Genomic DNA, 26149 nt, shown 5'->3' with positions numbered 1-26149 from the left:
CCACCACATCGACCCCACCAAGACCTACTGGCGCAACACACAAAGAACCCCGGGCCGATGGCCCGGGGCTCCTCAGTGACCCATGTCGCGACTCAGGCGAGACCCATGTCGCGACTCATCACAATGGCGGAGGATAGGGGATTCGAACCCCTGAGGGCGTTAACCCAACCCGCTTTCCAAGCGAGCGCCATAGGCCACTAGGCGAATCCTCCGCCGAGGAGGCTACCGGTCGAGGGTCGGGGCGGGGAAATCGCCTCCCGCGCCGCCGTCCGGGAGGCGGCCCGCCGCGTGGGGTGGGCGGCTTTGATGTGGCCGGACCCCCTGACCTAGACTTCTGCGCAACCCCCCGTGCGGCGGCATCTCGCTGAACTCCCCCAGGGCCGGAAGGCAGCAAGGGCAGGCGTGCTCTGTCGGGTGCACGGGGGGCCTTTCCGTCCCCGGCGTCGCCGGCCCCGGTCCCGCCTACCGGCTGTCGGCCCCGGTGGTTAGGGTTCACAGCGTGGAAGCACCCCTCGCCCTCTATCGCCGCTACCGGCCGGAGACGTTCGCCGAGGTCATCGGACAGGACCACGTCACCGAGCCGCTGCGCGCCGCGCTGGCGAACAACCGGGTCAACCACGCGTACCTGTTCTCCGGCCCCCGCGGCTGCGGCAAGACCACGTCCGCCCGGATCCTGGCCCGGGCGCTGAACTGCGAGCAGGCCCCGGTCGCCGACCCGTGCGGCGAGTGCGACTCGTGCCGCGACCTGGCCCGTGGCGGTCCCGGCTCGATCGACGTGATCGAGATCGACGCGGCCTCGCACGGTGGCGTCGACGACGCCCGCGACCTGCGCGAGAAGGCGTTTTTCGCCCCGGTCCGCAGCCGCTACAAGGTCTACATCATCGACGAGGCCCACATGGTCTCCACGCAGGGCTTCAACGCACTGCTCAAGCTGGTCGAGGAGCCGCCGGAGCACCTGCGCTTCATCTTCGCGACCACCGAGCCGGACAAGGTGCTGCCGACGATCCGGTCGCGCACCCATCACTACCCGTTCCGGCTGATCCCGCCCCGGCTGCTGACCGGGTACCTCGGGGAGCTCTGCGCCAAGGAGAGCGTGGCCATCGAGCCGGCCGCGCTCCCGCTGGTGGTCCGCGCCGGGGGCGGCTCGGCCCGCGACACCCTCTCCGTGCTGGATCAGCTCCTCGGCGGTGCTGGCGCCGACGGGGTCACCCACACGCTGGCGACCGGGCTGCTCGGCTACACCCCCGAGTCGCTCCTCGACGAGGTGGTCGACGCGTTCGCGGCCGGCGACGGCGCGGCCGTCTTCGGGGTCGTGGACAAGGTCGTCGAGACCGGCCAGGACCCACGCCGGTTCACCGAGGACCTGCTCCGTCGGCTGCGGGACCTGGTGATCGTGGCCGCAGTGCCCGACGCTCCCGCCTCCGGCCTGATCGACGTGGCCGAGGACGCCGGCGAGCGGCTGGTCGCGCAGGCGGCGCGATTCGGGGTGCACGACCTGAGCCGGGCCGCCGACCTCGTGGCGACCGGGCTCACCGAGATGCGCGGTGCCACCGCCCCTCGGCTGCTGCTCGAGCTGATCTGCGCCCGGGTGCTGCTGCCCGGTGCCGACGACTCGCGGGAGGGCCTGCTGGCGCGGCTCGACCGGCTCGAGCGGCGGTTCGCGATCACCGGCGAGCCGGCCGCAGCCGCGCCTCACCCGCCGGCCCCGTCCCCGGCCCGCGCGGCCGCGCCTGCGCCCACTGCCTCTCCCGCGCCCGCTGCCTCGGCACCTGCTCCTCCGCCCCCGGCTTCCTCTCCGGGGTCCCCGGCTCCCGCGCCGGCGGCTCCCGCGTCCCCGGCAGCTGCTCCCGCGCCGGCCGAGCCGGAGAGTCTCTACGTTTCGCAGGTCGACACGCCATCCGAACCTGCAGAACGTAGAGAGACGACCGAGCCACCCGCGCAGACCGCCGCGGAGCAGACCGGCGAGCCCGCCCATCCCGCGCAGACCGCCGCGGAGCAGACCGGCGAGCCCGCCGAGGCCGCCGCCGAGTCCCCGACAGCTCGGTCCGCCCCCGAGCCCGACACCGGTGCGGCCCAGCAGCCGGCCCCCGAGCCGGAGCCCACTCCGGCCCCGCAGCAGTCCGAGGCCGAGCCGGCCGGGCTGAGCCTGGTCGACGTACGCCGGCTGTGGCCGGACATCGTCGAGGCCACCAAGCTCAAGCGGCGGGTCACCTGGATCCACCTCACCCAGAACGCCCAGGTGGTCGCGGTCGACGCCGGGACCCTCACCCTCGGCTTCGCCAACGCCGGGGCCCGGGAGTCCTTCGTCAACGGCGGCAGCCCGGAGATCGTCCGGCAGGCGGCGATCGACGTGGTCGGTGCCGACTGGCGGGTGGACGCGATCGTCGACCCCGGGGCGCGCAGCGACCTGCCGGCTCCACCCGCCCAGGGCGCCGGCGCCACCCCCGCCGGCCCGGCTCAGGTAGATCAGGGCACCGGCCCCGATCCGAGCGGCCAGGCCGCCCACCAAGGCCACCAAGGCCAGCAGGGCCCTCAGGGCCAGCAGGGCCAGGAGGGCCAGGAGGGCCAGGAGGGGACAGGCACCCCCGCCGGTCACGCACGGCAACCCGCCGAGGGCACCGAGCCCGACCGACCCGAGGCCCAGGCGGCACCCGGCCCGGACGCCTCCGGTGCGGCACGCGGGGCGATCCAGCAGACCCGCAGTGCCGGCAGCCCTCCGGCGGTCGACCCGCGCGCCGCGGACGGGGACGCCCACCCGGACGACCCCGACGCGGAGGGCGCCGGCCTGGCCGGTGCCGAGCTGCTGCAGCGTGAGCTCGGGGCGCAGATCATCCAAGAGATCAAGCACGACTGAGCGAGAGGCACCACGATGACCCAGAACCCCTTCGGAGGCGAAGGCGGCCTCGACATGAACGCCCTGCTCCAGCAGGCCCAGCAGATGCAGGAGCAGCTGATGTCGGCGCAGGCCGAGCTCGCCGAGTCCGAGGTCGAGGGCACCGTCTCCGGCGGTGCGGTCACGGTCAAGGTCAACGGCACCGGTGACCTGCTCGACGTGGTGATCCGGGCCGGTGGCTTCGACGGCAACGACGCCGACGACCTCTCCGACCTCGGCGACATGATCGTGGCCGCGTGGCGCGACGCCAAGGCCCGCGCCGACGCGATGGCCTCCGAGAAGCTCGGTCCGCTCGCCGGCGGCCTCGGCGGCGAGCCCGGTGCCGGCCCCGCCGGCGGCCTCGGCGGCGGCATGCCGGGCCTGGGGATGTGAGCGTGCGTTGTACGAAGGCATCGTCCAGGACCTGATCGACGAGCTCGGTCAGCTGCCCGGCGTCGGCCCCAAGAGCGCCCAGCGGATCGCGTTCCACCTGCTGCAGGCCGACCCGGCCGACGTACGGCGGCTGGCCGACATTCTGGTGCAGGTCAAGGCCCGGGTGAAGTTCTGCTCGGTGTGCTTCAACGTCTCCGAGGACGAGCAGTGCCGGATCTGCCGCGACCCGCGGCGCGACCCGACGGTGCTGTGCGTCGTAGAGGAGTACAAGGACGTCGTCGCGATCGAGCGGACCCGGGAGTTCCGGGGCCGCTACCACGTGCTGGGCGGCGCGATCTCGCCGATCGACGGCATCGGCCCCGAGCAGCTGCGGATCCGCGAGTTGATGGTCCGGCTCGCCGACGGGACGGTCACCGAGGTGATCCTCGCGACCGATCCGAACCTCGAGGGCGAGGCCACTGCGACCTTCCTCACGCGCAACCTGGCGCCGATGGGGTTGCGCGTGACCCGTTTGGCGAGTGGACTGCCGGTAGGCGGTGATCTCGAGTACGCCGACGAGGTCACCTTGGGACGGGCTTTCGCCGGAAGGAGGGCGGCCGATGACTGAGGTGGGAATCGACTCCGATCTCGAGGACTTCACCCAGCAGATCGCCGACCAGGTGGAGAGCTTCCTGCTGGCGCTGCAGGCGATCTCGCGTGCCGACGACCCCAGCCGGTCGATCTCGCTGCTCCTGCTGGAGGTCTCCCAGGTGCTGCTGGCCGGTGCCCGGCTGGGCGTGCAGGCCGACTTCACGCCGGCCGAGGAGTTCCAGCCCGACGCCGGGCCGGACCCCGACCTCGACGAGATGCGCCTGCGCCTGGCCAGGATGCTCGACGGGGTGGACACCTACGTCGAGGTCTTCGACACCTACGGCGAGCCGGAGCTGGTCAGTGCCTCGCTCTCCGACGACCTCACCAGCACCGCCGCGTCGCTGGCGCACGGCCTGCGGCACTTCCGGGCCGGTCGGGTCACCGAGGCGCTGTGGTGGTGGCAGTTCTCGTACGTCGCCAGCTGGGGCAGCGAGGCCAGCGGGGTGCTCCGCGCCCTGCAGTCGATCGTGTCCCACGACCGTCTCGACGCTGACTTCGAGGCCGACCAGGAGCAGGTGGCGGCCGCCAACGAGATGCTCGGCGAGGACCTGCCCGACCCCCGGTAGAATCCTCCGGGTGGTCGAGCGTGCGCGCCGACCTGTCGTGTCGTCGTACTCGTGAGGGAATCCAAGTGGGCATTGTCGTGCAGAAGTACGGCGGCTCCTCGCTCGCCGACGCCGATGCCGTCAAGCGGGTCGCGCGGCGCATCGTCGAGGTGAAGAAGGCCGGTCACGAGGTGGTCGTGGCCGTCTCCGCGATGGGGGACAGCACCGACGAGCTCCTCGACCTGGCGCACGGGGTCTCCCCGCTGCCGCCGGCGCGGGAGATGGACATGCTGCTCACCGCGGGTGAGCGGATCTCGATGGCGCTGGTGGCGATGGCGATCTCCGACCTGGGCTTCACCGCCCGGTCGTTCACCGGCTCCCAGGCGGGGGTGATCACGGACTCGGTGCACGGCAAGGCGAAGATCATCGACGTCACGCCCGGGCGGATCACCACCGCGCTCGGCGAGGGCCACATCGTGATCGTCGCCGGCTTCCAGGGAGTAAGCGCCGACACCAAGGAGATCACCACGCTGGGCCGGGGCGGCACCGACACCACGGCGGTCGCGCTGGCGGCGGCCCTGGAGGCCGACGTGTGCGAGATCTACACCGACGTCGACGGCGTCTTCACCGCGGACCCGCGCATCGTCCGCAGCGCCCGGAAGCTCGGGAAGGTCTCCTACGAGGAGATGCTCGAGCTCGCGGCGTGCGGCGCGAAGATCCTGCACCTGCGGTGCGTGGAGTACGGCCGCCGCAACAACATCCCGATCCACGTCCGTTCGTCGTTCAGCCAGCTGCAAGGGACCTGGGTCGTGGACGACCCGGCCGAGGGAGGCACCATGGAACAGCCGATCATCGCGGGCGTGGCCCACGACCGCAGCGAGGCCAAGATCACCGTCGTCGGCGTGCCGGACAAGGTCGGTGAGGCGGCGCGGATCTTCGAGGCCCTGGCCGAGGCGCAGACCAACCTCGACATGATCGTGCAGAACGTCTCGGCCGCGGCGACCAGCCTGACCGACATCTCCTTCACGCTGCCGCGCACCGACGGCCAGACCGCGATGGCGGCGCTGGCCCGGATCCAGGCGGAGGTCGGCTACGAGAAGCTGCTCTACGACGACAAGATCGGCAAGGTGTCCCTGATCGGGGCCGGCATGCGCTCCCACCCCGGGATCACCTCGAAGTTCTTCGGCGCCCTGGCCTCGGCCGGCGTGAACATCGACATGATCTCCACCTCCGAGATCCGGATCTCGGTGATCGTCGACGAGGCGCAGGTGGACCAGGCGGTGCAGAGCGCGCACAGCGCGTTCGACCTCGACGCCACCGAGGTCGAGGCCGTGGTCTACGGCGGGAGCGGACGATGAGCCCCCGGCCGGTCCGCCTGGGCATCGTCGGCGCCACCGGCCAGGTCGGCGTGGCCATGCGCGGGATCCTGGCCGAGCGCGACTTCCCGGTCGCCTCGATCCGGTTCCTCGCCTCGGCCCGCTCCGCCGGCCGGACCCTGCCCTGGGGGGAGGAGCAGATCACCGTCGAGGACGCGGCCACCGCGGACGTCTCCGACCTCGACATCGCGATCTTCTCCGCGGGCGGCTCCACCTCGAGGGAGCTGGCGCCGAAGTACGCCGCGGCCGGCGTGGTCGTCGTCGACAACTCCTCCGCCTGGCGCATGGACCCCGACGTGCCGCTGGTCGTCTCGGAGGTCAACCCCGAGGCGATCGCCGAGGCCCGCAAGGGGATCATCGCGAACCCGAACTGCACCACGATGGCCGCGATGCCGGTGCTCAAGCCGCTGCACGACGAGGCCGGGCTGCGCCGGCTGGTCGTCGCGACCTACCAGGCGGTCTCCGGGTCCGGCGTCGCCGGCGTCGAGGAGCTGGCCACCCAGGTGGAGGCGGCGGGCGACGCCAGGACCCTGGCCACGGACGGCGACTCGGTCGACTTCCCGGAGCCGGTGAAGTACGTCCGGCCGATCGCCTACAACGTGGTGCCGATGGCCGGCTCGATCGTCGACGACGGTCGCGACGAGACCGACGAGGAGCAGAAGCTGCGCAACGAGTCCCGGAAGATCCTCGGCATCCCGGACCTGCCGGTGTCGGGGATCTGCGTCCGGGTGCCGGTGTTCTCGGGCCACTCGCTGGCGATCAACGCCGAGTTCGCCCGGCCGCTGTCGGTGAAGCGGGCCACGGAGATCCTCGGCGACGCCGAGGGCGTGGAGCTGACCGAGGTGCCGACGCCCCTGCAGGCGGCCGGCCGCGACCCGTCGTACGTCGGTCGGCTCCGGCAGGACGAGGGCGTGCCGGACGAGCGTGGCCTGGCGCTGTTCATCAGCAACGACAACCTGCGCAAGGGCGCGGCGCTCAACGCCGTGCAGATCGCCGAGCTGGTGGCGGCTCGCCTCTGAGCGACCTCAGTCCATCTCGACGAACGCGGTCGTCACCCAGTGCGAGGCGGCGAACGCGGCGGCGGTGACCAGCGGCACCACCAGCAGCATCCACGGTGAGAAGACGGCGTCGAGCAGGAGCAGCAGCACGACTACCGCCAGCAGGCCGACGGCGAGGAAGCTGGTGCTGCCGGGGTCCGGGACGTCCCACGCCCGCAGGAGCGCGCCGCCCACCAGGATCAGGGCGGTCATGATCGCCAGCAGCAGGAACAGGCCGGGGCCGCCGCAGGAGCTGGTGCCGCGGGCCAGCTCGCAGCCCGCGAGCGCGAGGTACGTCGCCCCGACGGCGAGCAGCCCGACGACGACGCCGGTGACCGGGGCCGCCACCCGGGCGGCGAGTGGCGGGAGGGAGGGCAGGGCGAAGCCCGTGCCTGCGCCGGACGTTTCGGCCGTGCCCTCGTCCTGGGCGGCGTCCCCGTCGGCGAGCTCGTCGTCACGCCCGGTCTGGTCGGTCGCCTGCGCTGCGGGAGCCGCCGGCGCGGACGGCTGCGCAGCAGGAGGATCGACCGCGGCCGACTCCTCGGGCGCAGGAGCGGAGGCGGGCGCCTCGGCCTCGCGTGCCCCGACCGGGGCCACGGCGTCGGCCGCCACGGGCTCGCGCGGCTCGGTGGACTCCGACACGGCCGGCTGGTCGACCGCCGTGGGCTCCTCCGTCCCGCCGGCGAGCGTGGGCTCCTCCGTCGGCGTCGCCTCGGCGACAGTGGGCTGCTCCACGTCGACCGGCTCCGGCTCCGCGGCCGGCTCGGGAGGCGACTTGCGGCGCCGCAGCATGCTGCCCAGCGACGGCAGCTCCAGCGAGGGCTGATCGCGGTCCTGGTCCGGTCCGGAGTCCTTGTCGGGCATGCCGCGCAGTCTGCCAGATCAGGACCCCCGAAACGGGCGACTCCCGGACCCGCCCGGTGGCTTCGGCGGGCGTTCGCCGAGCCGCGATCCCGCTTCGATCCTGCTGGTGCTCACGGGTACTGGTCGCCGCTGACTCTGATCTCGACCGCGCCGTCACCCTGCTCGAACGTCACTTCGGCCTCATCGACCCGGGCCGTGAACGGACCGCCCGAAGCCGGGATCTCCGACACGTCGAACTCGAAGGTGCACGGCGTCAGGCGAGGGGACTCGTGGGCTGCTCCCGCTGCCTCCGGGATCTTGCCGCGCCCCAGCATGCCGACCGCGACCTGGGTCCCGTCCGCGTCGAGCACGATCACCTCGGCATGCTCGCGAAAGGCCCCGAGATCGCCGACGCCCTGGCAGGGGGCTCCGCCACCTGTTGCCCCGGCCGCGAACACCTGCGATCCGCTCGATCCGACAATGTCCACCGTGCCGGAGGTGTCGAAGGTGCCCTCGCCCCCGCCCTCGCCCCCGCACCCGGCTGCGAGCGCGGCGCCGACGAACGTCCAGAGCGCGAGCGACCGCATTGCCGCAGAGTAGAGGAGAGCGGACAACGTCCTCGACCCGAAGCGTGACGAGGCCAGCGCAACAGCGCCCCCAAAGGACCCACCCGCAGACCCCAGAAATGACCACCGCCGGACCCGCTCACGCAGGTCCGGCGGTTTCCGATGTCCTGAGACATCACATGGTCGGGCTGACAGGATTTGAACCTGCGGCCTCCTCGTCCCGAACGAGGCGCGCTACCAAGCTGCGCCACAGCCCGATCACGGGTTCTGCCCCGCGAGCAGACGCGAGCATACCCGAGGCCGGGCACCCCTCCGAATCCGCCCCGGGCCGGGCCGGGCCGAGTCGGGCGTCAGCGACCGGTGAGCGTCACCAGGGTCACCTCGGGCCGGCAGGCGACCCGGAACCGGACGTAGGGGCTGGTGCCCAGCCCGGCCGAGACGTGCAGCCAGGTCGAGCCCGGATCTCCCGGTCGGGACGCCGCCGGGTGCCGGTGCCGACCCTTGGCGCGGGCCGCCTCGAGGTCGCAGTTGGTGGTCAGCGCCCCCACCCCCGGCAGGCACACCTGCCCGCCGTGCGTGTGCCCGGCCAGCACCGCGTCGTACCCGTCCAGGGCGAACCGGTCGAGCACCCGCAGGTACGGCGCGTGGGCGACGCCGAGCCGCACGTCGGCCTCGGGGTCGGCCGGACCGGCGACGGCCGCGAGGTCGTCGTAGCCGAGGTGCGGGTCGTCGACGCCCGCGAACGCGAACGAGGTCGACCCCACCTCCAGCCGCTCGTGGGTGTTGGTGAGGTCCAGCCAGCCCGCCTCGAGGAAGCCCTCCCGGAGCCTGGGCCACGGCAGCTGAGGGGTGTGGATGTTGCGCTGCCCGTCGTCGGGCAGCAGGTAGCGCAGCGGGTTGCGCAGGGTCGGCTCGAAGTAGTCGTTGGAGCCGAACACGAACACCCCGGGTCGCTCCAGCAGCGGGCCGAGCGAGTCGAGGACCGGCCGCACCGCGGTCCGGTGGGAGAGGTTGTCGCCGGTGTTGACGACCAGGTCCGGCTCGAGGTCGGCCAGGCCGCGCAGCCAGGCCTGCTTGGCCTGCTGGCCGGGCGTCATGTGGATGTCGGAAAGGTGCAGCACCCGCAGGTCCGGGTGGCCCGGCGGCAGGATCGGCAGCTCGGTGCGCCGCAGCGTGTAGGAGCGGGCCTCCGCGGCGGCGTAGCCGGCCAGGCCGAGGCCGGCGAGGGCCCCGAGCCCGAGAATCCGTGTGAGTGGCACGGGGCAAGGCTGCCACAATGGCCGGCATGGCCTCCCTCAAGGACCGGCTGCGTGCCGATCTCACCACCGCGATCAAAGCGCGGGACACCGTGCGCTCCTCGACCCTGCGGATGATCCTGACCTCGATCACCACCGCCGAGGTGGCCGGCTCGTCCCAGACCGCGTTGACCGACGAGGACGTCGTGGCGGTGCTGACCACCGAGGCCAAGAAGCGCCGCGAGGCCGCCGCCGCGTTCGACGACGCCGGGCGCACCGAGATGGCCGACAAGGAGCGCTCCGAGCTCGGCGTGCTCGTCGACTACCTGCCCGAGCAGCTCGACGCCGACGAGATCTCACAGATCGTCGCCGCGGCCGTGGAGAGCACCGGCGCGGCCGGTGAGGGCATGCGCGCCATGGGCAAGGTCATGGGCGTCGTCCAGCCCCAGGTGAAGGGCCGTGCCGACGGCTCCGCCGTGGCGGCCGAGGTACGCCGCCAGCTCGGCGCCTGAACCGGCACCGCCCGCGGGCGGGTCAGTCCCGTCCGCCGCCGCCCCCGCCGCCACCGCGGCCGGGCTTGTCGTCGTTCTTGGGCTTCTTCGGCTTGGGCTTCGGCTTGGGCGGCACGTAGGGGGACCCATCGGAGGGGTAGATCGTCACCGTGTCACCGCTCGAGGTGGTCGCCCCCGCGGCCGGCGAGGAGTAGGAGATCAGGCCCCGGTCCAGGCCGGAGTCGACCTCGGAGCCGACCGAGACGGTGAACCCGGCGTCCTCGAGCACCTTGGTGGCCTGGTTGATGCCCATGCCGGCCGTGTTCGGCACCGGCAGCAGCACGCCGGCGATCTCCCCGGGGGCCGGCTTCACGAAGTCCTCGTCGTCGAGCCACTGCTCGATGACCGACATCGCGCCGTACCACATCGGGCCGGCGAAGCCGGAGCCGCTGGCGGAGGGCCGGAAGACACCGCCGATCGTCTGACCCTTGAGGGCGATCGGCTGCCCGAACTGGTTGGCCCCCGCGATCATCGACGCGGTGGCCAGGTTCGGGGTGTAGCCCACGAACCACACGGCCTGCTGGCTGTCGGCGGTACCGGTCTTGCCGGCGGAGACCTGGTTCAGGTCGATGCCGGCGTTCTCGCCGAAGCCGCCCTCCTGGACGCCGCGCAGCACGTCGTTGACGGCGTCGGCGACGGCGCTGGGCAGCACCTGCTCGCAGGTCTCGCGGTAGTCCTTCACGGCCGTCCCGCGGGAGTCGAGGATCTTCGTGACCGGGCGGGCGTCGCAGTGCAGCCCGCGGCCGGCGAACGTCGCGTACGCCTCGGCCATCTCGAGCGGGCTGGCGTTCGGGGTGCCCAGCGTGAACGTGGGCACCCGCTCGGCGCCGGCGCCGCCGGGGCCGCCGGTGGGGTTGGTCAGGTCGACGCCGAGGTCCTTGGCCAGCCGGTACGGCTCGCAGATGCCGGTGCGCGCCTCGAGCTGGGCGAAGAACGTGTTCACCGACTCGCGGGTGCCGGTGTAGAGGGTCTTGGGGCCGCTGGTCGTCGAGTTCGAGGGCGACCAGGTGCCGAAGCCGTACGGCTCGCCGTCGCAGTCCTCGAACTTCGACTCCGAGATCGTGATCTTGGGCGGCGAGTTGATCGTCGTGGTCAGCGGGATCCCCTGCTTGACCGCGGTGGCAAGGACGAAGGTCTTGAACGTCGACCCGGCCGAGAAGCCGCCGGAGTCGCCGTACTTCTGGTTGACCACGTAGTTGAGGAAGGTCTCACCCTTGGCCCGGTCGCGGCCCATGGGCCGCGACTGTGCCAGTGCGCGCACGTTGCCGGTGCGCGGCTCGACCATCGCCAGCCCGCCGATCGCCTGGTCGGTCGCGAAGACGCTCTTGCGCACCGAGTCGTCGGCGGCCTTCTGGAAGCGCGGGTCCAGCGTGGTGCGGATCGTCAGCCCGCCGGAGAGCAGGACCTCCTGGCGCTCCTTCTTCGTCTTGCCCAGCGACTTGTCCGCCTTGAGGAAGTTCACGACGTAGTCGCAGAAGAACGGGGCCCTCGAGAACATGCAGCCGTTGCGGTTCTGGGTGACCTTCAGGTCGAGCTCGCGCTTCTTGAGCTTGTCGGCGCGGCGCTGCTTGATGACGCTGAGGTCGGCCATCCGGTCCAGCACGGTGTTGCGCCGGTCCCGGGCGCGCGCCGGGTAGACCGTCGGGTCGAAGCCGACCGGGTTCTTCACGAGTCCGGCCAGGGTGGCGGCCTCCTGCAGCTTGAGCTTGCTGGCGTCCTTGCTGAAGAAGTGCCGGGCGGCCGCCTGGACGCCGTACACGCCGTCGCCGAAGTAGGCGATGTTGAGGTAGCGCTCGAGGATCCAGTCCTTGGAGTGGTTCTCCTCGAAGGCGATCGCGTAGCGGAGCTCGCGGAGCTTGCGGGCGATGGTGTCCTCCATCGCCGCCTTCTTCTCCTCGTCGGTGGTCGCCTGGTTGAGCAGCGTCAGCTTCACCATCTGCTGGGTGATCGACGAGCCGCCCTGGACGACGCCGCCGGCGGCCTGGTTGGTGACGAAGGCGCGCACCGTGCCCTTCACGTCGAGGGCGCCGTGCTGGTAGAAGCGGTAGTCCTCGATCGAGAGGATCGCCTGCCGCATCCGCTTCGAGATCTGGGTGAGCTTCACGTTGACGCGGTTCTCGTCGTAGAGCGTCGCGATCGTGCTGCCGTCGGCGGCCAGGATCCGGGTACGCTGCGGCAGGGCCTCGGTCTCCAGCTCGGCCGGCAGGTCGTTGAGGTTCTCGGCGAGGTTGCGGGCCGAGATGCCGATGACGCCGGCGAACGGGATGGCGAGTCCGGCGACCACGACTCCCATGACGGCGGCGACGGCGACCATCGACCCCAGGTGCGAGAGCACTCCTCGGGGCGTGCGGGCGTCATCGGTCGGTGCGGGCATGGCCCAAGGGTAAAGGACGGCCCCACCCCTTCCCCAGTTCTAGTCATCTGTGACTAGTTCGGATGGACTAGGGGTTTTGGCCGTCTCGTGTCTGTTTCAACGACCTGATGTTGCCTACCTTCGATCGTGGGGAACGGGATCGGCCCGTCGGATGCTCAGCATCCACCTCGATTGGGGGAACATCATGTGGGTAGAGGACTGGGCGCCGGCGGCGGCGTGTCGACAGGCTCAGCCGGACGAGCTCTTCGTCCGTGGCGCGGAGCAGAACAAGGCCAAGCAGGTGTGCGCGGGCTGCCCGGTGCGCACCGAGTGCCTCGCCGAGGCCCTCGACAACCAGATCGAGTGGGGCGTGTGGGGCGGCATGACCGAGCGTGAGCGTCGGGCGCTGCTGCGTCGTCGCCCGGGCGCCTCCTGGCGGACCGTGCTCGAGAACGCCAAGTCCGCAGCCGTCTGACCGGGCTCGCCGGGACACCCGGCACCCGACCGGGAACCCCAGGGACGGCACCGGGTCAGTCGCCGGCGAGCAGCCGCCCGATGCGGCGTAGGCCGTCGAGGTCGTGCACGTCGCCGGCCAGTGCCGGCACCACCGCCGTGGGAACCCCGGGGTGCGCGGCGGCGAACCGCTCGCGCAGCCGGGCCTCGCGCTCCACGATCCGGACCTTGTCGGCGTGCAGCCGGAGCAGGCCCGAGGTGAGCCCGGCTCCCTCACTGCCCTCACCGCCCCTATCACCATCCGTGCCCGGCTGAGCGGTCCCGCCGGTCCCGGAGCGCAGCCGCTCGGCGGCCGCCATCGCCTCGTCGGCGGAGAGCGCACTGTCCGGGGGACTGCTCGCCCGGTTCACGACCAGGCCGGCCAGCGGCATCCGGTCCTCGCTGAGTCGCTCGACGAAGTACGCCGCCTCGCGCAGCGCGTCCGGCTCCGGAGCCGCGACCACCAGGAACGCCGTACCGTCGGCCTGCAGCAGTTCGAACGTTTTCTGCGCCCGCTGCCGGAAGCCCCCGAACAGCGTGTCGAACGCCGCGACGAAGGTCTGCAGGTCCTTGAGCACGCCGGCCCCCAGGATCTTGGTCAGGGCGCCGGTGATCAGCCCCATCCCCGCGGTCATCACCCGCGCCGGCCCCCGTGCGGGGGTGAGCAGCAGCCGGATGAACCGGCCGTCGAGGAAGCTCGACAACCGCTCGGGGGCGTCGAGGAAGTCCAGCGCCGAGCGGGACGGCGGGGTGTCGACGACGATCAGGTCGTAGCTGCCCTCGGCCCGGGCGTCGCGGTGCAGCTGCCCCAACCTCTCCATCGCCATGTACTCCTGCGTCCCGGCGAAGGAGGTGGACAGGGCGACGTAGAAGGGGTTCTCCAGGATCTGCCGGGCCTTCTCCTCGCCGGCCTGGCTGAGCACCACCTCGTCGAAGGTGCTCTTCATGTCCAGCATCATCGCGTCCAGCCGGCCGCCCCGCCCGTGGTCGACGCCGGCCACCGGCCGGGGCGTGTTGTCGAGCGCTCCGATGCCCATCGACTGGGCCAGCCTCCGCGCCGGATCGATCGTGAGCACCACGACCGTGCGACCCCGCTCGGCGGCGCGCAGCGCCAGGGCGGCCGACGTGGTGGTCTTGCCCACCCCGCCGGAGCCGCAGCAGACGATGATGCCGGTCGCCGGGTCGTCGATCAGCGCGTCGACGTCGAGCCGGGCCGACCCGTCGCCGGTGCCGGCCAGCGGGCCGACCCGCGGGTGCGTGCTGCCGCTCATGCCATGCCCTGCTCCCGCAGCGCCGCCGCGAGCTCGTAGAGGCCCCCGAGGTCGAGGCCCCCGGGCAGCCGCGGCAGCTCGTACGTCGGCACGTCGAGGCCGGCGACCACCTCCCGCTGCCGGTCCTCGAGGGCCCGCCGCTCGGCGTGGTCCCGGGCCTCCGAGAGCAGCCCGTCCAGCAACCCGTCCTCCGGCTGCCCGGGTGCCGGATCGAGCCGCACCCCGGCCGCGGCCAGGTCGGCGCCGATGCGCTCCCGGTCGAGCGTGTCCTCCCGCGCCCGGCGCAGGTCCTCGGCGTCGAGGTCGCGGGGGCGGACCAGGTTGACCACCACGCCTCCCACGGGCAGCCGCGCGGCGCGCAGGTCGGCGATGCCGTCGGCGGTCTCCTGCACGGGCATCTCCTCCAGCACGGTCACCAGGTGCACCGCGGTCCGCGAGGAGCGGAACAGCGTCATCACCCGGTCCGCCTGTCCCTTGATCGGGCCCACCTTCGCCAGCCCGGCCAGCTCGCTGTTGACGTTGAGGAACTGGGTGATCCGCCCGGTCGGCGGCGCGTCGAGCACGATCGCGTCGTACGCCGCCCCGGCCCGGCTGGAGGTGCCCTTCTTGCGACCGTGCCGGGCGGCCTCGAACACCTTGCCGGTGAGCAGCACGTCGCGGACCCCGGGCGCGATCGTGGTGGCGAAGTCGATGACCCCGAACCGGTCCAGCGCCCGGCCGGCGCGGCCGAGCCGGTAGTACATCGCGAGGTACTCCAGCAGCGCCGACTCGGCGTCGATGTGCAGGGCGTAGACGGTGCCCGCGCCGCCGCGGGGGCCGGGCAGCCCGGTCGCGATCCGCCGCTCCTCGTACGGCAGCGGCGGCACGTCGAACATCTGGGCGATGCCCTGCCTGCCCTCCACCTCGCACAGCAGCACGCTCTTGCCGGTGCTGGCCAGGGCCAGCGCGAGGGCGGCCGCGACGGTGGACTTCCCGGTCCCGCCCTTGCCGGTCACCACGTGCAGCTCGACCTCCGGCCAGTGGGGGCTGCGCGACGGGCTCACCCGAGGAAGCGTAGAGGGGCCCCCGTGCCCCCGTCAGCACCCTCGCCCGTGGCTAGGATCACTCGGGAGATCACGTGGCAGATCACGTGGGAGCCCACGGGTGCCCCGATGCGCAGAGGAGCAGGCAGTGGACAAGGTGGTGGCGAGTGCCGCCGCGGCGGTGGCCGACATCAGGTCGGGCTCGAGGTTGGCGGTTGGCGGGTTCGGCCTGTGCGGCATCCCGTCGGTGCTGATCGACGCGGTGCTGGAGTCCGGCGTCGACGAGCTCGAGGCGGTCTCCAACAACTGCGGCGTCGACGAGTGGGGCCTGGGCCGGCTGCTGGCGGCCCGGCGGCTGCGGCGCATGGTCTCCTCCTACGTGGGGGAGAACAAGGAGTTCGCCAGGCAGTACCTCTCCGGCGAGCTCGAGGTCGAGCTCACCCCCCAGGGCACGCTCGCGGAGCGGATGCGGGCCGGCGGCTCGGGCATCCCGGCCTTCTTCACCGCGACCGGGGTCGGCACCCAGGTCGCCGAGGGCGGACTGCCCTGGCGGTACGACGACTCCGGCAACGTCGTGCGCGCCTCGCCGCCCAAGGAGGTGCGCACCTTCGACGGCGCCGACTACGTGATGGAGACCTCGATCGTCGCTGACTTCGGGCTGGTTCGTGCCTGGCGCGGGGACCGGCACGGCAACCTCGTCTACCGGGACTCCGCCCGCAACTTCAACCCGCTCGCCGCGATGTGCGGGCGGATCACGGTGGCCGAGGTCGAGGAGCTGGTCGAGCCCGGCGAGCTGGACCCGAACCACGTCCACACCCCCGGGGTGTTCGTGCAGCGCGTGGTTGCGCTGACCCCCGAGCAGGCCGCCGACAAGCGGATCGAACGACGCACCGTGCGCGACCCGAAGGAGGAGGGCTGAGATGAGCTGGACCCGTGAGGAGATGGCGGCCCGGGCCGCCTCCGAGCTGACCGACGGCTCCTACGTGAACCTCGGCATCGGGCTGCCCACGCTGGTGCCCAACTACGTGCCCCAGGGTGTCGAGCTGGTGCTCCAGTCCGAGAACGGCATCCTCGGCGTCGGCCCCTACCCGACCGAGGACGAGGTCGACGCCGACCTCATCAACGCCGGCAAGGAGACCGTCACCCTGAACCGGGGCGCCTCCTTCTTCGACTCCGCCACCAGCTTCGGGATGATCCGCGGCGGCAAGATCGACGCCGCGATCCTCGGCGCCATGCAGGTCTCGGTGCGCGGCGACATCGCCAACTGGATGATCCCCGGCAAGATGGTCAAGGGCATGGGCGGCGCGATGGACCTGGTCCACGGGGCCAAGAAGGTCGTCGTGCTGATGGAGCACGTCTCCCGTGACGGCTCCTACAAGATCGTCGAGGAGTGCTCGCTGCCCTACACGGGACTGCGGGTGGTCCAGCGGATCATCACCGACCTGGGCGTCATCGACGTCAAGCCGGCCTCCGAGGGTGGCGGCCTGCGGCTGGTCGAGCTGGCGCCCGGCGTCACCGAGGAGGAGATCCGCGAGAAGACCGAGCCCGAGCTCGAGGGATAGGCTGCGCCGCATGACGAAGTGGGAATACCTGACAGCGCCCATCCTCACGCACGCCGCGAAGCAGATCCTCGACAACTTCGGCTCCGAGGGCTGGGAGCTCGTGCAGATCGCGCCGGGCATGAACCCCGAGAACCTGGTCGGCTACTTCAAGCGGCCGCTCCCGTGAGCGCCGTCGAGGACCGCTTGGCCGAGCTGGGGCTGTCGGTCCCCGAGGTCGCCCGACCCGTGGCGTCCTACGTCCCGGCGGTCCGCAGCGGCGACCACGTGTTCACCTCCGGTCAGCTGCCGATGCGAGCCGGCGAGCTCATGGTCACCGGCAAGGTCGGCGGCGAGGTCGACGAGGAGGAGGCGGTGGCCTGCGCCCAGCAGTGCGCCCTCAACGCGATCGCCGCGGTGAAGGCCGAGGTCGGCGACCTCGACTCCGTGAAGCGGATCGTCAAGGTGGTCGTGTTCGTCGCCTCCGTGCCCGACTTCACCGGCCAGCCCCAGGTCGCCAACGGAGCCTCGGAGCTCCTCGGCCGGGCGTTCGGCGAGGCCGGCGTCCACGCCCGCTCCGCCGTCGGCGTACCGGTCCTGCCGCTCGACTCCCCGGTCGAGGTCGAGATCCTCGTCGAGGTCTGAGGGGTGCGGTCCCTCCCGCTGCCGCCGCAGCTGGTCGAGCAGGCCAGGGCGTACGCCGACGGGAGCCTGACCCCGGCGGAGCCGCGCAACGCCGCGACCGTCGTCCTGATGCGGCCCGGTGACAGCGCGCCCGAGGTCTACCTGCTGCAGCGGCAGGCCTCCATGGCGTTCGCCGCCGGCATGTGCGTCTTCCCCGGGGGCGGGGTGGACAGTCGGGACTTCCACTCCGCCGGTGACGAGCCCATGGGGTGGGCCGGGCCGGACCTGGCCACCTGGGCGAGCCGGCTCGGCACCGACGAGGAGATGGCCCGGGCCCTGGTCTGCGCCGCGGTGCGCGAGACCTTCGAGGAGTCGGGCGTGATGCTGGCGGGGGAGTCCGAGGAGGACATCGTGGCCGAGGTGACCGGCCCGGACTGGGAGGCCGACCGGGTCGCCCTGGAGCAGCGCGAGGTCTCGCTGACCGCCGTGCTGGCGCGGCGCGGCCTGGTGCTCCGCTCGGACCTGCTCGGCGCCTGGGCCGGGTGGCTGACCCCGGAGTTCGAGCCCAAGCGCTACCGCACCTGGTTCTTCGTCGCCGACCTGCCCGCGGGGCAGCGGACCCGGGACGTGTCCACGGAGTCGTCACGGGTCACCTGGCTGCCCGCGGCGGCGGCGGTCGCCGCGGTGGACGCCGGCGACATGCTCATGCTCCCGCCGACCTACCTCACCTGCCTCGAGGTCGCCGGGCACCCGACGCCGGAGTCGGTCATCGAGGCCTGCGCCGACCGGGAGCTGGAGATGTTCATGCCGGAGGTGGTCGGCTCGGGGGACGAGGCCACCCTGTCCCGCCCGGCGGCGCTGGAGCCGCTCATCGCCGCCCACCTGGCCCGATGACCTGGCGGGGCGGCTGGTTCGGTGAGCACGCCGAGTGCGTGCTGGCCCCGAACGCCAACATGATGACGCTCGACGGCACCAACACCTGGGTGCTCCGGGAGCGCGACTTCGGTCGCTCGGTCGTCATCGACCCGGGCCCGTTGGACGAGCAGCACCTCGCGGCCGTCGCCGACGTGGCCGGCGACGTCCAGGCCGTGCTGCTCACCCACCACCACCTCGACCACTCCGAGGCCGCCCGCGCCTTCGCCGAGCGGGTCGGGTGCGGCGTGCGGGCGCTCGACCCGGCGTACCGGCTGGGTGACGAGGGGCTCGGCGAGGGGGACGTGGTCGCCGTCGGCGACCTGGAGCTGCACGTGGTCGCCACCCCGGGGCACACCGCCGACTCCCTGTCGTTCGTCGTACCCGCGGAGCGGGCGGTGCTCACCGGTGACACGGTGCTGGGGCGGGGCACCACGGTGGTGGCCCACCCGGACGGCCAGCTCGGTGCCTACCTCGACTCCCTCGACCGGCTGCACCGGCTGGCCGAGAGCCGGGAGATCGGCACGATCTGGCCCGGTCACGGTCCGGTCATCGACGACGCCCTGTCCGCGCTCGACCACTACCTGGCGCACCGCCGCGAACGGCTGGCCCAGGTCGAGGCGGCGCTCGCCGACCTGCGGGGCGACGACGGGGACCCCGCGGCGCCGTCCGCGGAGGACCTGCCGCGTCGGGTGGTGGAGACCGTCTACGCCGACGTCGACCCGGTGCTGTGGGGCGCCGCCGAGCTGAGCGTGCGCGCCCAACTCGCGTACCTCGCAGGTGGTGCCGACCGCTAGGGTGGTCAGCGGTGCGCCGGGAAGACTGGTCGGCCCGCTTCGGCGGACAATGAAACACACACACGAGCCCGGAACGAGGACATGGTCAAGCTCACCCGCCTGCGGTTCCTGCCCGATCCGACCCGCAGCGAGGACACCTTCGTCGGTGACTTCCTGCGCCGCGAGACGGTGGGCGGCGCGTTCGCCCTGCTGGCCGCCGCGGTCGCCGTGATCTGGGCGAACTCCCCCCTCGGCCCCGAGTACGAGGCCCTGCGCGCCTTCAAGCTCGGGCCACTCGACATCGAGCACTGGGCCGCCGACGGCGCGCTCACGCTCTTCTTCTTCGTGGCCGGTCTCGAGCTCAAGCGCGAGTTCATCGTCGGCTCGCTCAGCAAGCCCGCCGATGCCGTCGTGCCCGTGGTGGCCGCCATCTGCGGTGTGGCGGTCCCCGCGCTGGTCTACGTCGCCGTCAACCTCGGTGCCGACGGCCGGCTGGGCGGCTGGGCGATCCCCTCGGCCACCGACATCGCCTTCGCGCTGGCCGTGCTCGCGGTCGTCGCCTCGTCCATGCCGGGACAGCTGCGGGCGTTCCTGCTGACCCTCGCGGTCGTCGACGACCTGATCGTCATCGTCATCATCGCCGCGTTCTACTCCACCGACCTCGCCTTCGAGGCCCTGGGGCTCGCGGTCGTCTTCGTGGCGGCGTACTCCGTGATGCAGCACTTCCGGGTCACCAACCCGCTGTTCTACGTGCCGATCGTGATCGGCGCGTGGTGGTTCACCCACGAGAGCGGCATCCACGCGACCATCGCCGGTGTCGCCCTGGGCCTGCTCACCCGGGTCCGTCCCGACGAGGACGAGTCGGCCAGCCCGGCGGAGAAGCTCGAGCACAGGCTGGTGCCGATCTCGGCCGGCGTCGCGGTGCCGTTCTTCGCGCTCATGTCGGCCGGCGTGGTGATCGAGGGCGGCGGCGACCTCCTCTCGGACCCGGTCGTCATCGGTGTCGTGCTCGGTCTGGTCATCGGCAAGCCGGTCGGCGTCTTCGGTGGCGCCTGGGTGCTCACCCGGGTCACCCGGGCCGAGATCGACGAGGACATCAAGTGGCTCGATGTGCTCGGGGTCGCGATGCTCGCGGGTGTCGGGTTCACCGTGTCACTGCTGGTCTCCGACCTCTCCTTCGACGGCCCCGAGCGCGAGGCGGCCAAGACCGCGGTGCTGCTGGGCTCCCTGGTCAGCGCGCTCGCGGCCGCCGCCCTCCTGGTGAGCCGGGATCGCTGGCACCGCCGGCACCGGAGCGTCTCGCGGTACGCCGACGAACCCGAGGCCCCGGGCACGTCGCCCGGCGGAGTGTAGAGTCCGAATGCCCGACCCGTACGCCGATCTCCAGGAGCCTGCCGCATGCCCGTCGACGAGGTGAAGGGCGAGGAGCCGACGATCGGCCGTCTCGTCACCGACGCCAGCCGTGACATCTCCAGCCTCATCTCCCAGGAGATCCAGCTGGCCAAGTCCGAGCTGAAGGTCAGCATCAAGCACGGCGGCACCGGCCTGGGTCTCTTCGCGGCGGCCGGCTTCGTGCTGGTGCTCGCGATCATCATGCTCTCGGTGGCGCTGGCCTACCTCATCCACTGGAACGGCGACGGGCTCGACCTGCACTGGGCGTTCCTGATCGTGTTCGGCTTCTACACGCTGGTGGCCGGGCTGCTGGCCTTCCTCGGGATCCGGCAGGTCAAGCAGGTCAAGGGCCCCGAGCGCGCGATCCACCAGGCGCAGGAGACCAAGACCGCGCTCAAGCGCGGCTGAGCCCTCCCGCGTCGCTCAGCCGGCGCAGTCGCCGGTGCCGACCCGCTGCTCGCGGTCCAGCCCGGTCGCCGCGGCCTCCGCGACCTGGTCGGCGGTCAGCGCGTAGCCGGTGTCGGCGTCGGTCACCGACGCCGCGAAGATGACGCCCACGACGTCGCCGGCGGTGTTGACCATCGGCCCGCCGGAGTTGCCCGGCCGGATCAGGCTGCGGATCGAGAACACCTCGCGCACGACCGAGCCCTCTCCGTAGATGTCGGGCGAGCGCAGTCGCTGCTCGGACCGGATCCGGGCCGGCTGGGCGTCGTACGGGCCGTCCTGGGGGTAGCCGAGCACGGCGCCCTGGTCCCGCGGCCCGGCCGACCGGTCGAACTGCAGGCTGGGCCGGCCGATGCCCTCGGCCCGCAGCACCGCGACGTCGAGATCGCTGTTGTAGTAGACGACCTCCGCGTCGACCGTCCGGTCGTCCACGACCACGCCCGGCCGGTCCACGCCGGCGACGACGTGGGCGTTGGTCATCAGCTTGTCGTCGGAGATCAGGAAGCCGGTGCCCTCCACCCCGCGGCCGCACCTGTTGCTGCCGCGGATCTTCAGCACGCTGCGACCGGCGTCCACGATGTCCGGGTCGCGGAGCACCCGCTGCTGGGCCGGCCCGACCTCGATGATCCGCTCGGGGGCGAACGGCTCGAGGTAGCGGGGGAAGAAGCTGGCCCCGACCACGTCGTTGAACGCGTTGAGCACCCGGTTGGCGTTCATCGGCATGGCCTTGTCGACCTCGGCCAGCACCGCCGAGCTGCGCACCAGCGGTGTCACCGGGCCGATCCGGGACCCGGCCACCGCGACCCCAAGTGCCCAGGCGACCAGCAGCACCGCCAGCGCGCTGAGCAGCGCCCCGCCGACTGCGTCGACGGCGCGTGCCGGTTGCCAGGTGATCCGCTCGCGGACCCGCGCGCCGGCGTACTGGAGGATCGCCTGCCCCAGGGTGGCGCTGAGGATCACCACGAACAGCGCGCCCAGCGACACCCACACCGAGGGCTGGGCGTCGCCGAGGATCGTCGGGGCCAGCCAGATGCCCGTCAGGCCGCCGAGGAGCAGGCCGCCGGTCGCGAAGGCGCCGGTCACGAAGCCCTGCCAGTAGCCGGAGAGCGCGTAGGCCAGCACGATCACCACGAGCAGCCAGTCGAGGACGTTCATCGGCCGGGTCGCTCCTCGAACTGGGTGTTGGGTGGCACGGGGATCCGGGACGGCTCCCCGGACAGCATGTACGACGGCAGGTCCCGGACGGCGTCGACGTCCCAGTCCGAGGACCAGCCGACGTGGTCGAAGAGGCGGGAGATGATGCCGGCGGTGAAGCCCCACAGGATCACGTCGCGGTCCGGTCCGATGAGGAAGCCGGGGCCGAGCCAGCCCGTGGGGTGGCGCACGGTGATCCGGTGCGTGGGCTCGACCAGGTCGGTGATCGTGACCCGGTGAATCGCGTGCACCTCCTCGGGCGAGGCGACGCCGACCTCCTCCTCGCGGGCCCACCAGCCGAGGATCGGGGTCACCGCGTAGTTGCTCGGCGGCAGCCACAGCTCGGGCAGCTCGGCGAAGACCTCGACTCCGCTCGGGTCCAGGCCGGTCTCCTCCAGGGCCTCGCGCAGGGCGGCCTGCTGCGGGGTCTCGCCGGCGTCGATGCGCCCGCCCGGGAACGAGACCTGGCCGGGGTGGCTGCGCATTGTGTGCGAGCGCTCGGTGAGCAGCAGGTCGGGCCCCTCCGGGCCCTCCCCGAAGAGCATGAGCACCGCGCCGCGGCGGGCCTCGTTGCCCTCCGGGGGCATGAACCGGGTCAGGTCGTGGACCGTGATCGACCGGGCGCCCTCACGGACCGGCTCCAGCCACTCGGGGATCGGGCGGGGGGTCACAGGTCCACCCCGAGGTGCTCGTCCACGAGGCGCTCGAGCTGGCCGAGGCTGGTGACCTCCACGAACTCCTGGTGCACCACCACCCCGTCCTCGTCGACGAGCGCCAGGTAGGGCAGGCCCTGGATGTTCGGCAGGGGGTCCTTCAGGGACAGCGCGCTCTGCGGGTCCGCCAGCAGGGGGTAGGTCACGCCGGTCTCCCGGACCAGGTCGAGCGCCGCCGCCGGCTGGGTGTCCTGGTAGTCGATGCCCAGCACCGCGACCCGGTCGCCGTACCGCTCGTGGAAGCGCTGGTAGATGGGCAGCTCCTCACGGCACGGGCCGCACCACACCGCCCACAGGTTCACCACCATCGGACCGCGCAGCGTGGAGACGTCGACGTCCTCACCACCGCCCAGGCACGGCAGCGTGACCGCCGGCAGACCGCCGTCGACGTGCTCCCCGGGGCCGGCGGCGCAGGGAGCCACGTCGGCCCTCGCCTTCGCCGCCCGCAGCTGCGGGGTGTCGACGTCGATCTGCGCGCGCGAGGGGCTCGGGAGGTCCGGGGACCCGCCGCACGCGGAGAGCGTCACCAGCGCGCCCAGCAGAGCTGCGGTCAGGGCGGTCCGGGTCATGCGCGGCCCTCGGTGCGGACCAGGGCCGCCGCCTGCGTCGCGTCGGTCGGGCCCTCGCCGTACGACGGGCACCAGCGCGCCACCGGGCAGGCGCCGCAGGCGGGCGAGCGGGCGTGGCAGACCCGGCGGCCGTGCCAGATCAGGTGGTGGCTGAGCATCGTCCAGTCCCGCTTGGGGAACAGGGCGCCGACGGCGTGCTCGGCCTTCACGGGGTCGGTCTCGCTGGTCCAGCCGAACCGGCGGGCCAGGCGACCGAAGTGGGTGTCGACGGTGATGCCCGGGACGCCGAACGCGTTGCCCAGCACCACGTTGGCGGTCTTGCGGCCCACGCCGGGAAGCTTCACCAGGTCCTCCAGCCGAGGCGGGACCTCCCCGCCGTGGCGCTCGACGAGCGCCTGGGAGAGCTTCAGCAGCGACTCGGTCTTGGCGCGGAAGAACCCGAGCGGGCCGACGATCCGCTCGAGCTCCGCCCGGTCCGCGCCGGCCATCGCCGGGGCGTCGGGATAGGCCGCGAACAGCGTCGGGCGGACCGAGTTGACCCGCTTGTCGGTGGTCTGGGCCGACAGCACCGTCACCACGAGCAGCTCGAAGGGGGTGTCGAAGTCGAGCTCGCATCGCGCGTCGGGGTAGGTCTGTGCGAGCATGCGATCGATCTTGCGGGCACGACGTACGAGCGCCGTGTGCGTTTCGATGGCTGGCACGCGGACAGCCTACGTGGAGCGCTGCGGTGCACCCGGATCGTGGTCCGAGTGCCGTCGTGGCGGGCCGATGGTCCATGATGTGAGCCAGACCACGGCTAGGATCAAGCCTCGGCCACCAGAAGAGACATGGAGGAACTGTGGACAACGACGTGCTGCGTCAGGCCCCGCTCTTCAGCGCCCTCGACGACGAGGCCGCCACCGCCCTCCGGGCCTCGATGGGCGAGACCAAGCTGCGCCGCGGCGAAGTGCTGTTCCACGAGGGTGACTCCGGCGACAAGCTGTACGTCGTGGTCGACGGCAAGGTCAAGCTCGGTCGCACCTCCTCCGACGGCCGCGAGAACCTGCTCGCGATCCTCGGCCCGGGCCAGATGTTCGGCGAGCTCTCGCTCTTCGACCCGGGTCCGCGCTCCGCGACCGTCACCACCGTCACCGACGCGTCCTTCGCCTCGCTCTCCCACGACGACCTGCTGCGCTGGCTCGAGGGGCGGCCGATGGTCGCGCACGGCCTGCTCTCGCAGCTGGCCTCGCGGCTGCGCAAGGCCAACGACGTGGTCGCCGACCTGGTCTTCTCCGACGTGCCCGGCCGGGTCGCCAAGGCGCTGCTCGACCTCGCCGACCGGTTCGGCCGCAGTGCCGACGACGGCATCCACGTCCACCACGACCTCACCCAGGAGGAGCTCGCCCAGCTGGTCGGCGCCTCCCGCGAGACCGTGAACAAGGCCCTCGCCGACTTCGCCTCCCGCGGCTGGCTGCGCCTCGAGCCCCGGTCCGTGGTGATCATGGACCTCGAGCGCCTCTCCCGCCGGGCCCGCTGAGGCGGGTCGCGGCCCGTCGCGTCCGCCCTGCCCGCCCTGTCCGACCTGCCCGACCTGTCATTTGGCCGCAATTGCGGCCGAATTGCACATTTTCTCGCCGATTCCATGTCACACGGCCGCAATTGCGGCTCTTGGGCGCCGCCCAGGTCACGGGCTGAAGTACGCCGCCCGGGTCAGGCGCTGAAGTACGCCGCCCACGCGGGGTTGATCGGCGGCACCGGTCCCCAGCCACGCTGAACCAGGCTGCGCCGGATCCGCTCCAGCGTCCGGGTCGGGTGCCTGTAGAAGTCGGCGGCGGTCACGACCACGACCTTCCAGTCACCGTCCTCGAGCTCCTCCCGCCTCTCGAGATCGGCGCTCCACTGCTCGACTCGTTCGATGTGGTGCCGGCCGTCGTACTCGATGATCAGCCGGATCCCCGGGTAGCTCAGGTCCAAGCGACGCCGGACGTTCCCATGCCGGTCGTAGAGCACGTGGTTGACCTTCGGCTCGGGAAGCCCGGCGAGGACGATGAGCATGCGCAGCCTGGTCTCCATCGGCGAGTCGACCCCGGTGCGGACGTACGACGCGGCGAGGCGTGCCGGCCCCGCGTAGTAGTCGGTGCTGTCCCGGCAGTAGGCGACCAGTGACTCGGGGTCGGCGCCGAGCACCCGGACCATGGCGTCACCGATCGCCACGAGATCGACCAGCGAGACCCAGCCGGCCAGATCCACGAACGTGCGGAACGGGTGCGCGGCCTTGAGCCCACGTCGCGACGTCGCGGGCATGGGGTGGATGGTCACGTGCGACTTGATCTCCGGGCGGTACCGCCGGTGGTCGGGGTCGAAGACGGTCACGTGCTCGAAGGGGTGGTCGGGCACCGGTAGTCCGAAGAGCCGGGCCGCGCTGAAGTGGCTGGCGACGGCGCCCTCGGGGTGCAGCGCGAGGGCCGCCTCGATCGGCGTGGTCTCCTGCCAGGCGTCCGTGCGGATCCAGATGCCGCGGAAGATGCGGCGGTAGCGCGAGGTGCGCAGGATGCGTGGATCGACGCCGTGCCGCACGGCATCGTCGCGGGTGAAGGGCCGTCTGTCGTCGAGGTGCTCGCTCACCCTCCGAGGGTGACTCAGCCGAGCCGTTCCCCGCTGAGCTCATCCACAGGGCACGTCGTACCGGTGGTGGATGCTCCGGTCCCGATCGAGATGTCCGTAAAGCCGCAATTGCGGCCGTCTGACATGGAATCGGCTCTAAAACATGTCACACGGCCGCAATTGCGGCTCTTGGGCGGTCGGGCGGGCGGGCGTGCGCT

The 26149-nt window shown here is 72.2% G+C and carries 28 protein-coding genes, 2 tRNA genes and 1 other RNA gene; 18 read left to right on the top strand and 13 right to left on the bottom strand.

Features of this window, described 5'->3' with window-relative positions; translation table 11 throughout:
- Positions 1-124 precede the first annotated feature (124 nt).
- A tRNA-Ser gene (locus tag IE331_RS15205) sits at positions 125-212 on the bottom strand.
- A gap of 128 nt (positions 213-340) precedes the next feature.
- Between IE331_RS15205 and ffs the strand changes: the two genes are divergently transcribed.
- From ffs to IE331_RS15170, 7 genes are all read left to right on the top strand, one after another.
- Positions 341-431, top strand: an RNA gene (gene ffs / locus IE331_RS15200) — signal recognition particle sRNA small type.
- 68 nt (positions 432-499) lie between these two features.
- The gene (locus IE331_RS15195; RefSeq protein WP_192144298.1) at positions 500-2854 is read left to right on the top strand and encodes a DNA polymerase III subunit gamma and tau; all 2355 of its coding nucleotides are present in this window, start codon (positions 500-502) and stop codon (positions 2852-2854) included.
- A gap of 15 nt (positions 2855-2869) precedes the next feature.
- Positions 2870-3265 carry a YbaB/EbfC family nucleoid-associated protein gene (locus IE331_RS15190; RefSeq protein ID WP_192144297.1) on the top strand — a complete coding sequence of 132 codons (396 nt, stop codon included), beginning with the start codon at positions 2870-2872 and terminating at the stop codon, positions 3263-3265.
- A 7-nt stretch (positions 3266-3272) separates the two neighbouring features.
- Positions 3273-3872 carry a recombination mediator RecR gene (gene recR / locus IE331_RS15185; protein ID WP_192144296.1) on the top strand — a complete coding sequence of 200 codons (600 nt, stop codon included), beginning with the start codon at positions 3273-3275 and terminating at the stop codon, positions 3870-3872.
- A complete protein-coding gene (locus tag IE331_RS15180) occupies positions 3865-4461 on the top strand; it encodes a DUF5063 domain-containing protein (RefSeq protein ID WP_192144295.1) in 597 nt (198 codons plus the stop codon). The genes recR and IE331_RS15180 overlap by 8 nt, the downstream gene beginning before the upstream one ends.
- A gap of 65 nt (positions 4462-4526) precedes the next feature.
- Positions 4527-5798, top strand: a complete 1272-nt coding sequence (locus IE331_RS15175; protein WP_192144294.1) for an aspartate kinase — start codon at positions 4527-4529, stop codon at positions 5796-5798.
- The gene (locus IE331_RS15170) at positions 5795-6835 is read left to right on the top strand and encodes an aspartate-semialdehyde dehydrogenase (RefSeq protein ID WP_192144293.1); all 1041 of its coding nucleotides are present in this window, start codon (positions 5795-5797) and stop codon (positions 6833-6835) included. Before IE331_RS15175 ends, IE331_RS15170 begins: the two co-directional genes overlap by 4 nt.
- 6 nt (positions 6836-6841) lie before the next feature.
- On the opposite strand, the gene IE331_RS15165 is transcribed toward IE331_RS15170, so the two are convergent.
- The 4 genes from IE331_RS15165 to IE331_RS15150 all read right to left on the bottom strand — a co-directional run bounded on the left by IE331_RS15165 (position 6842) and on the right by IE331_RS15150 (position 9521).
- Entirely contained in the window at positions 6842-7717 is an 876-nt protein-coding gene (locus IE331_RS15165) for a hypothetical protein (RefSeq protein WP_192144292.1), read from the bottom strand.
- A 110-nt stretch (positions 7718-7827) separates the two neighbouring features.
- Positions 7828-8283, bottom strand: a complete 456-nt coding sequence (locus IE331_RS15160) for a hypothetical protein (protein ID WP_192144291.1) — start codon at positions 8281-8283, stop codon at positions 7828-7830.
- 159 nt (positions 8284-8442) lie between these two features.
- Positions 8443-8519 (bottom strand) — tRNA-Pro (locus IE331_RS15155).
- Positions 8520-8612: 93 nt separating this feature from the next.
- On the bottom strand, positions 8613-9521 hold the full coding sequence (locus tag IE331_RS15150; protein ID WP_318646832.1) for a metallophosphoesterase: 909 nt from the start codon (positions 9519-9521) through the stop codon (positions 8613-8615).
- Between the two features lie 26 nt (positions 9522-9547).
- On the opposite strand from IE331_RS15150, the gene IE331_RS15145 reads away from it, so the two are divergent.
- Positions 9548-10009, top strand: a complete 462-nt coding sequence (locus IE331_RS15145; protein ID WP_192144289.1) for a GatB/YqeY domain-containing protein — start codon at positions 9548-9550, stop codon at positions 10007-10009.
- A 22-nt stretch (positions 10010-10031) separates the two neighbouring features.
- Here the strand turns inward: IE331_RS15145 and IE331_RS15140 are convergent, their stop codons facing one another.
- Positions 10032-12422: a transglycosylase domain-containing protein gene (locus IE331_RS15140; RefSeq protein WP_192144288.1), complete on the bottom strand. Its 2391-nt coding sequence runs from the start codon at positions 12420-12422 to the stop codon at positions 10032-10034.
- A 184-nt stretch (positions 12423-12606) separates the two neighbouring features.
- Between IE331_RS15140 and IE331_RS15135 the strand changes: the two genes are divergently transcribed.
- Positions 12607-12876: a WhiB family transcriptional regulator gene (locus IE331_RS15135; RefSeq protein WP_192144287.1), complete on the top strand. Its 270-nt coding sequence runs from the start codon at positions 12607-12609 to the stop codon at positions 12874-12876.
- 55 nt (positions 12877-12931) lie between these two features.
- Here IE331_RS15135 and IE331_RS15130 read toward each other — a convergent pair whose 3' ends face one another.
- Together IE331_RS15130 and IE331_RS15125 are read right to left on the bottom strand one after the other, a co-directional pair.
- Entirely contained in the window at positions 12932-14164 is a 1233-nt protein-coding gene (locus tag IE331_RS15130; protein ID WP_192144286.1) for an ArsA family ATPase, read from the bottom strand.
- On the bottom strand, positions 14161-15207 hold the full coding sequence (locus IE331_RS15125; protein WP_192144285.1) for an ArsA-related P-loop ATPase: 1047 nt from the start codon (positions 15205-15207) through the stop codon (positions 14161-14163). The genes IE331_RS15130 and IE331_RS15125 overlap by 4 nt, the downstream gene beginning before the upstream one ends.
- Before the next feature lie 127 nt (positions 15208-15334).
- Here IE331_RS15125 and IE331_RS15120 point away from each other — a divergent pair, with 127 nt between their 5' ends.
- The 8 genes from IE331_RS15120 (at position 15335) to IE331_RS15085 (ending at position 20836) form a co-directional block, all read left to right on the top strand.
- Positions 15335-16105, top strand: coding sequence for a CoA transferase subunit A (locus tag IE331_RS15120; RefSeq protein ID WP_192144284.1), 771 nt, complete (start codon positions 15335-15337; stop codon positions 16103-16105).
- A gap of 1 nt (position 16106) precedes the next feature.
- Entirely contained in the window at positions 16107-16748 is a 642-nt protein-coding gene (locus tag IE331_RS15115; protein ID WP_192144283.1) for a CoA transferase subunit B, read from the top strand.
- Between the two features lie 10 nt (positions 16749-16758).
- On the top strand, positions 16759-16914 hold the full coding sequence (locus IE331_RS15110) for a DUF4177 domain-containing protein (RefSeq protein WP_192144282.1): 156 nt from the start codon (positions 16759-16761) through the stop codon (positions 16912-16914).
- Positions 16911-17369, top strand: coding sequence for a RidA family protein (locus tag IE331_RS15105; RefSeq protein WP_192144281.1), 459 nt, complete (start codon positions 16911-16913; stop codon positions 17367-17369). Before IE331_RS15110 ends, IE331_RS15105 begins: the two co-directional genes overlap by 4 nt.
- A 3-nt stretch (positions 17370-17372) precedes the next feature.
- A complete protein-coding gene (locus IE331_RS15100; protein WP_192144280.1) occupies positions 17373-18242 on the top strand; it encodes an NUDIX hydrolase in 870 nt (289 codons plus the stop codon).
- The gene (locus tag IE331_RS15095; RefSeq protein WP_192144279.1) at positions 18239-19057 is read left to right on the top strand and encodes an MBL fold metallo-hydrolase; all 819 of its coding nucleotides are present in this window, start codon (positions 18239-18241) and stop codon (positions 19055-19057) included. Before IE331_RS15100 ends, IE331_RS15095 begins: the two co-directional genes overlap by 4 nt.
- A gap of 81 nt (positions 19058-19138) precedes the next feature.
- Positions 19139-20389, top strand: a complete 1251-nt coding sequence (gene nhaA, locus IE331_RS15090) for a Na+/H+ antiporter NhaA (RefSeq protein WP_192144278.1) — start codon at positions 19139-19141, stop codon at positions 20387-20389.
- 45 nt (positions 20390-20434) lie between these two features.
- On the top strand, positions 20435-20836 hold the full coding sequence (locus IE331_RS15085; protein WP_192144277.1) for a phage holin family protein: 402 nt from the start codon (positions 20435-20437) through the stop codon (positions 20834-20836).
- Positions 20837-20851: 15 nt separating this feature from the next.
- Here the strand turns inward: IE331_RS15085 and IE331_RS15080 are convergent, their stop codons facing one another.
- Genes IE331_RS15080 through nth form a run of 4 tightly spaced genes read right to left on the bottom strand, consistent with a single transcriptional unit; the run spans position 20852 to position 24049 of the window.
- Positions 20852-22027, bottom strand: a complete 1176-nt coding sequence (locus tag IE331_RS15080) for a MarP family serine protease (protein WP_192144276.1) — start codon at positions 22025-22027, stop codon at positions 20852-20854.
- Positions 22024-22737, bottom strand: a complete 714-nt coding sequence (locus IE331_RS15075; protein ID WP_201931822.1) for an NUDIX hydrolase — start codon at positions 22735-22737, stop codon at positions 22024-22026. Before IE331_RS15075 ends, IE331_RS15080 begins: the two co-directional genes overlap by 4 nt.
- Positions 22734-23348 (bottom strand): TlpA family protein disulfide reductase, encoded by a 615-nt coding sequence (locus tag IE331_RS15070; RefSeq protein WP_192144275.1) that lies wholly within the window; start codon positions 23346-23348, stop codon positions 22734-22736. The genes IE331_RS15075 and IE331_RS15070 overlap by 4 nt, the downstream gene beginning before the upstream one ends.
- Complete coding sequence (nth, locus tag IE331_RS15065; RefSeq protein ID WP_201931821.1) at positions 23345-24049, bottom strand: endonuclease III; 705 nt, start codon at positions 24047-24049, stop codon at positions 23345-23347. Before nth ends, IE331_RS15070 begins: the two co-directional genes overlap by 4 nt.
- A gap of 137 nt (positions 24050-24186) precedes the next feature.
- Here nth and IE331_RS15060 point away from each other — a divergent pair, with 137 nt between their 5' ends.
- Entirely contained in the window at positions 24187-24864 is a 678-nt protein-coding gene (locus tag IE331_RS15060) for a Crp/Fnr family transcriptional regulator (protein WP_192144274.1), read from the top strand.
- A gap of 173 nt (positions 24865-25037) precedes the next feature.
- Here IE331_RS15060 and IE331_RS15055 read toward each other — a convergent pair whose 3' ends face one another.
- The gene (locus IE331_RS15055) at positions 25038-25952 is read right to left on the bottom strand and encodes a hypothetical protein (RefSeq protein WP_192144273.1); all 915 of its coding nucleotides are present in this window, start codon (positions 25950-25952) and stop codon (positions 25038-25040) included.
- Positions 25953-26149: the final 197 nt, after the last annotated feature.

The sequence above is a fragment of the Nocardioides donggukensis genome (assembly GCF_014842875.1).
Classification (GTDB): domain Bacteria; phylum Actinomycetota; class Actinomycetes; order Propionibacteriales; family Nocardioidaceae; genus Nocardioides; species Nocardioides donggukensis.
This window is presented reverse-complemented; position numbering and strand designations above follow the sequence as displayed.

Excerpts from the sequence above, each read along its gene's own strand:
- IE331_RS15190 (WP_192144297.1), top strand. The coding sequence starts at position 2,870 with ATGACCCAGAACCCCTTCGGAGGCGAAGGCGGCCTCGACATGAACGCC.
- IE331_RS15180 (WP_192144295.1), top strand. The coding sequence starts at position 3,865 with ATGACTGAGGTGGGAATCGACTCCGATCTCGAGGACTTCACCCAGCAG.
- IE331_RS15170 (WP_192144293.1), top strand. The coding sequence starts at position 5,795 with ATGAGCCCCCGGCCGGTCCGCCTGGGCATCGTCGGCGCCACCGGCCAG.
- IE331_RS15165 (WP_192144292.1), bottom strand. The coding sequence starts at position 7,717 with ATGCCCGACAAGGACTCCGGACCGGACCAGGACCGCGATCAGCCCTCG.
- IE331_RS15160 (WP_192144291.1), bottom strand. The coding sequence starts at position 8,283 with ATGCGGTCGCTCGCGCTCTGGACGTTCGTCGGCGCCGCGCTCGCAGCC.
- IE331_RS15145 (WP_192144289.1), top strand. The coding sequence starts at position 9,548 with ATGGCCTCCCTCAAGGACCGGCTGCGTGCCGATCTCACCACCGCGATC.
- IE331_RS15140 (WP_192144288.1), bottom strand. The coding sequence starts at position 12,422 with ATGCCCGCACCGACCGATGACGCCCGCACGCCCCGAGGAGTGCTCTCG.
- IE331_RS15135 (WP_192144287.1), top strand. The coding sequence starts at position 12,607 with ATGTGGGTAGAGGACTGGGCGCCGGCGGCGGCGTGTCGACAGGCTCAG.
- IE331_RS15130 (WP_192144286.1), bottom strand. The coding sequence starts at position 14,164 with ATGAGCGGCAGCACGCACCCGCGGGTCGGCCCGCTGGCCGGCACCGGC.
- IE331_RS15115 (WP_192144283.1), top strand. The coding sequence starts at position 16,107 with ATGAGCTGGACCCGTGAGGAGATGGCGGCCCGGGCCGCCTCCGAGCTG.
- IE331_RS15110 (WP_192144282.1), top strand. The coding sequence starts at position 16,759 with ATGACGAAGTGGGAATACCTGACAGCGCCCATCCTCACGCACGCCGCG.
- IE331_RS15095 (WP_192144279.1), top strand. The coding sequence starts at position 18,239 with ATGACCTGGCGGGGCGGCTGGTTCGGTGAGCACGCCGAGTGCGTGCTG.
- nhaA (WP_192144278.1), top strand. The coding sequence starts at position 19,139 with ATGGTCAAGCTCACCCGCCTGCGGTTCCTGCCCGATCCGACCCGCAGC.
- IE331_RS15085 (WP_192144277.1), top strand. The coding sequence starts at position 20,435 with ATGCCCGTCGACGAGGTGAAGGGCGAGGAGCCGACGATCGGCCGTCTC.
- IE331_RS15080 (WP_192144276.1), bottom strand. The coding sequence starts at position 22,027 with ATGAACGTCCTCGACTGGCTGCTCGTGGTGATCGTGCTGGCCTACGCG.
- IE331_RS15070 (WP_192144275.1), bottom strand. The coding sequence starts at position 23,348 with ATGACCCGGACCGCCCTGACCGCAGCTCTGCTGGGCGCGCTGGTGACG.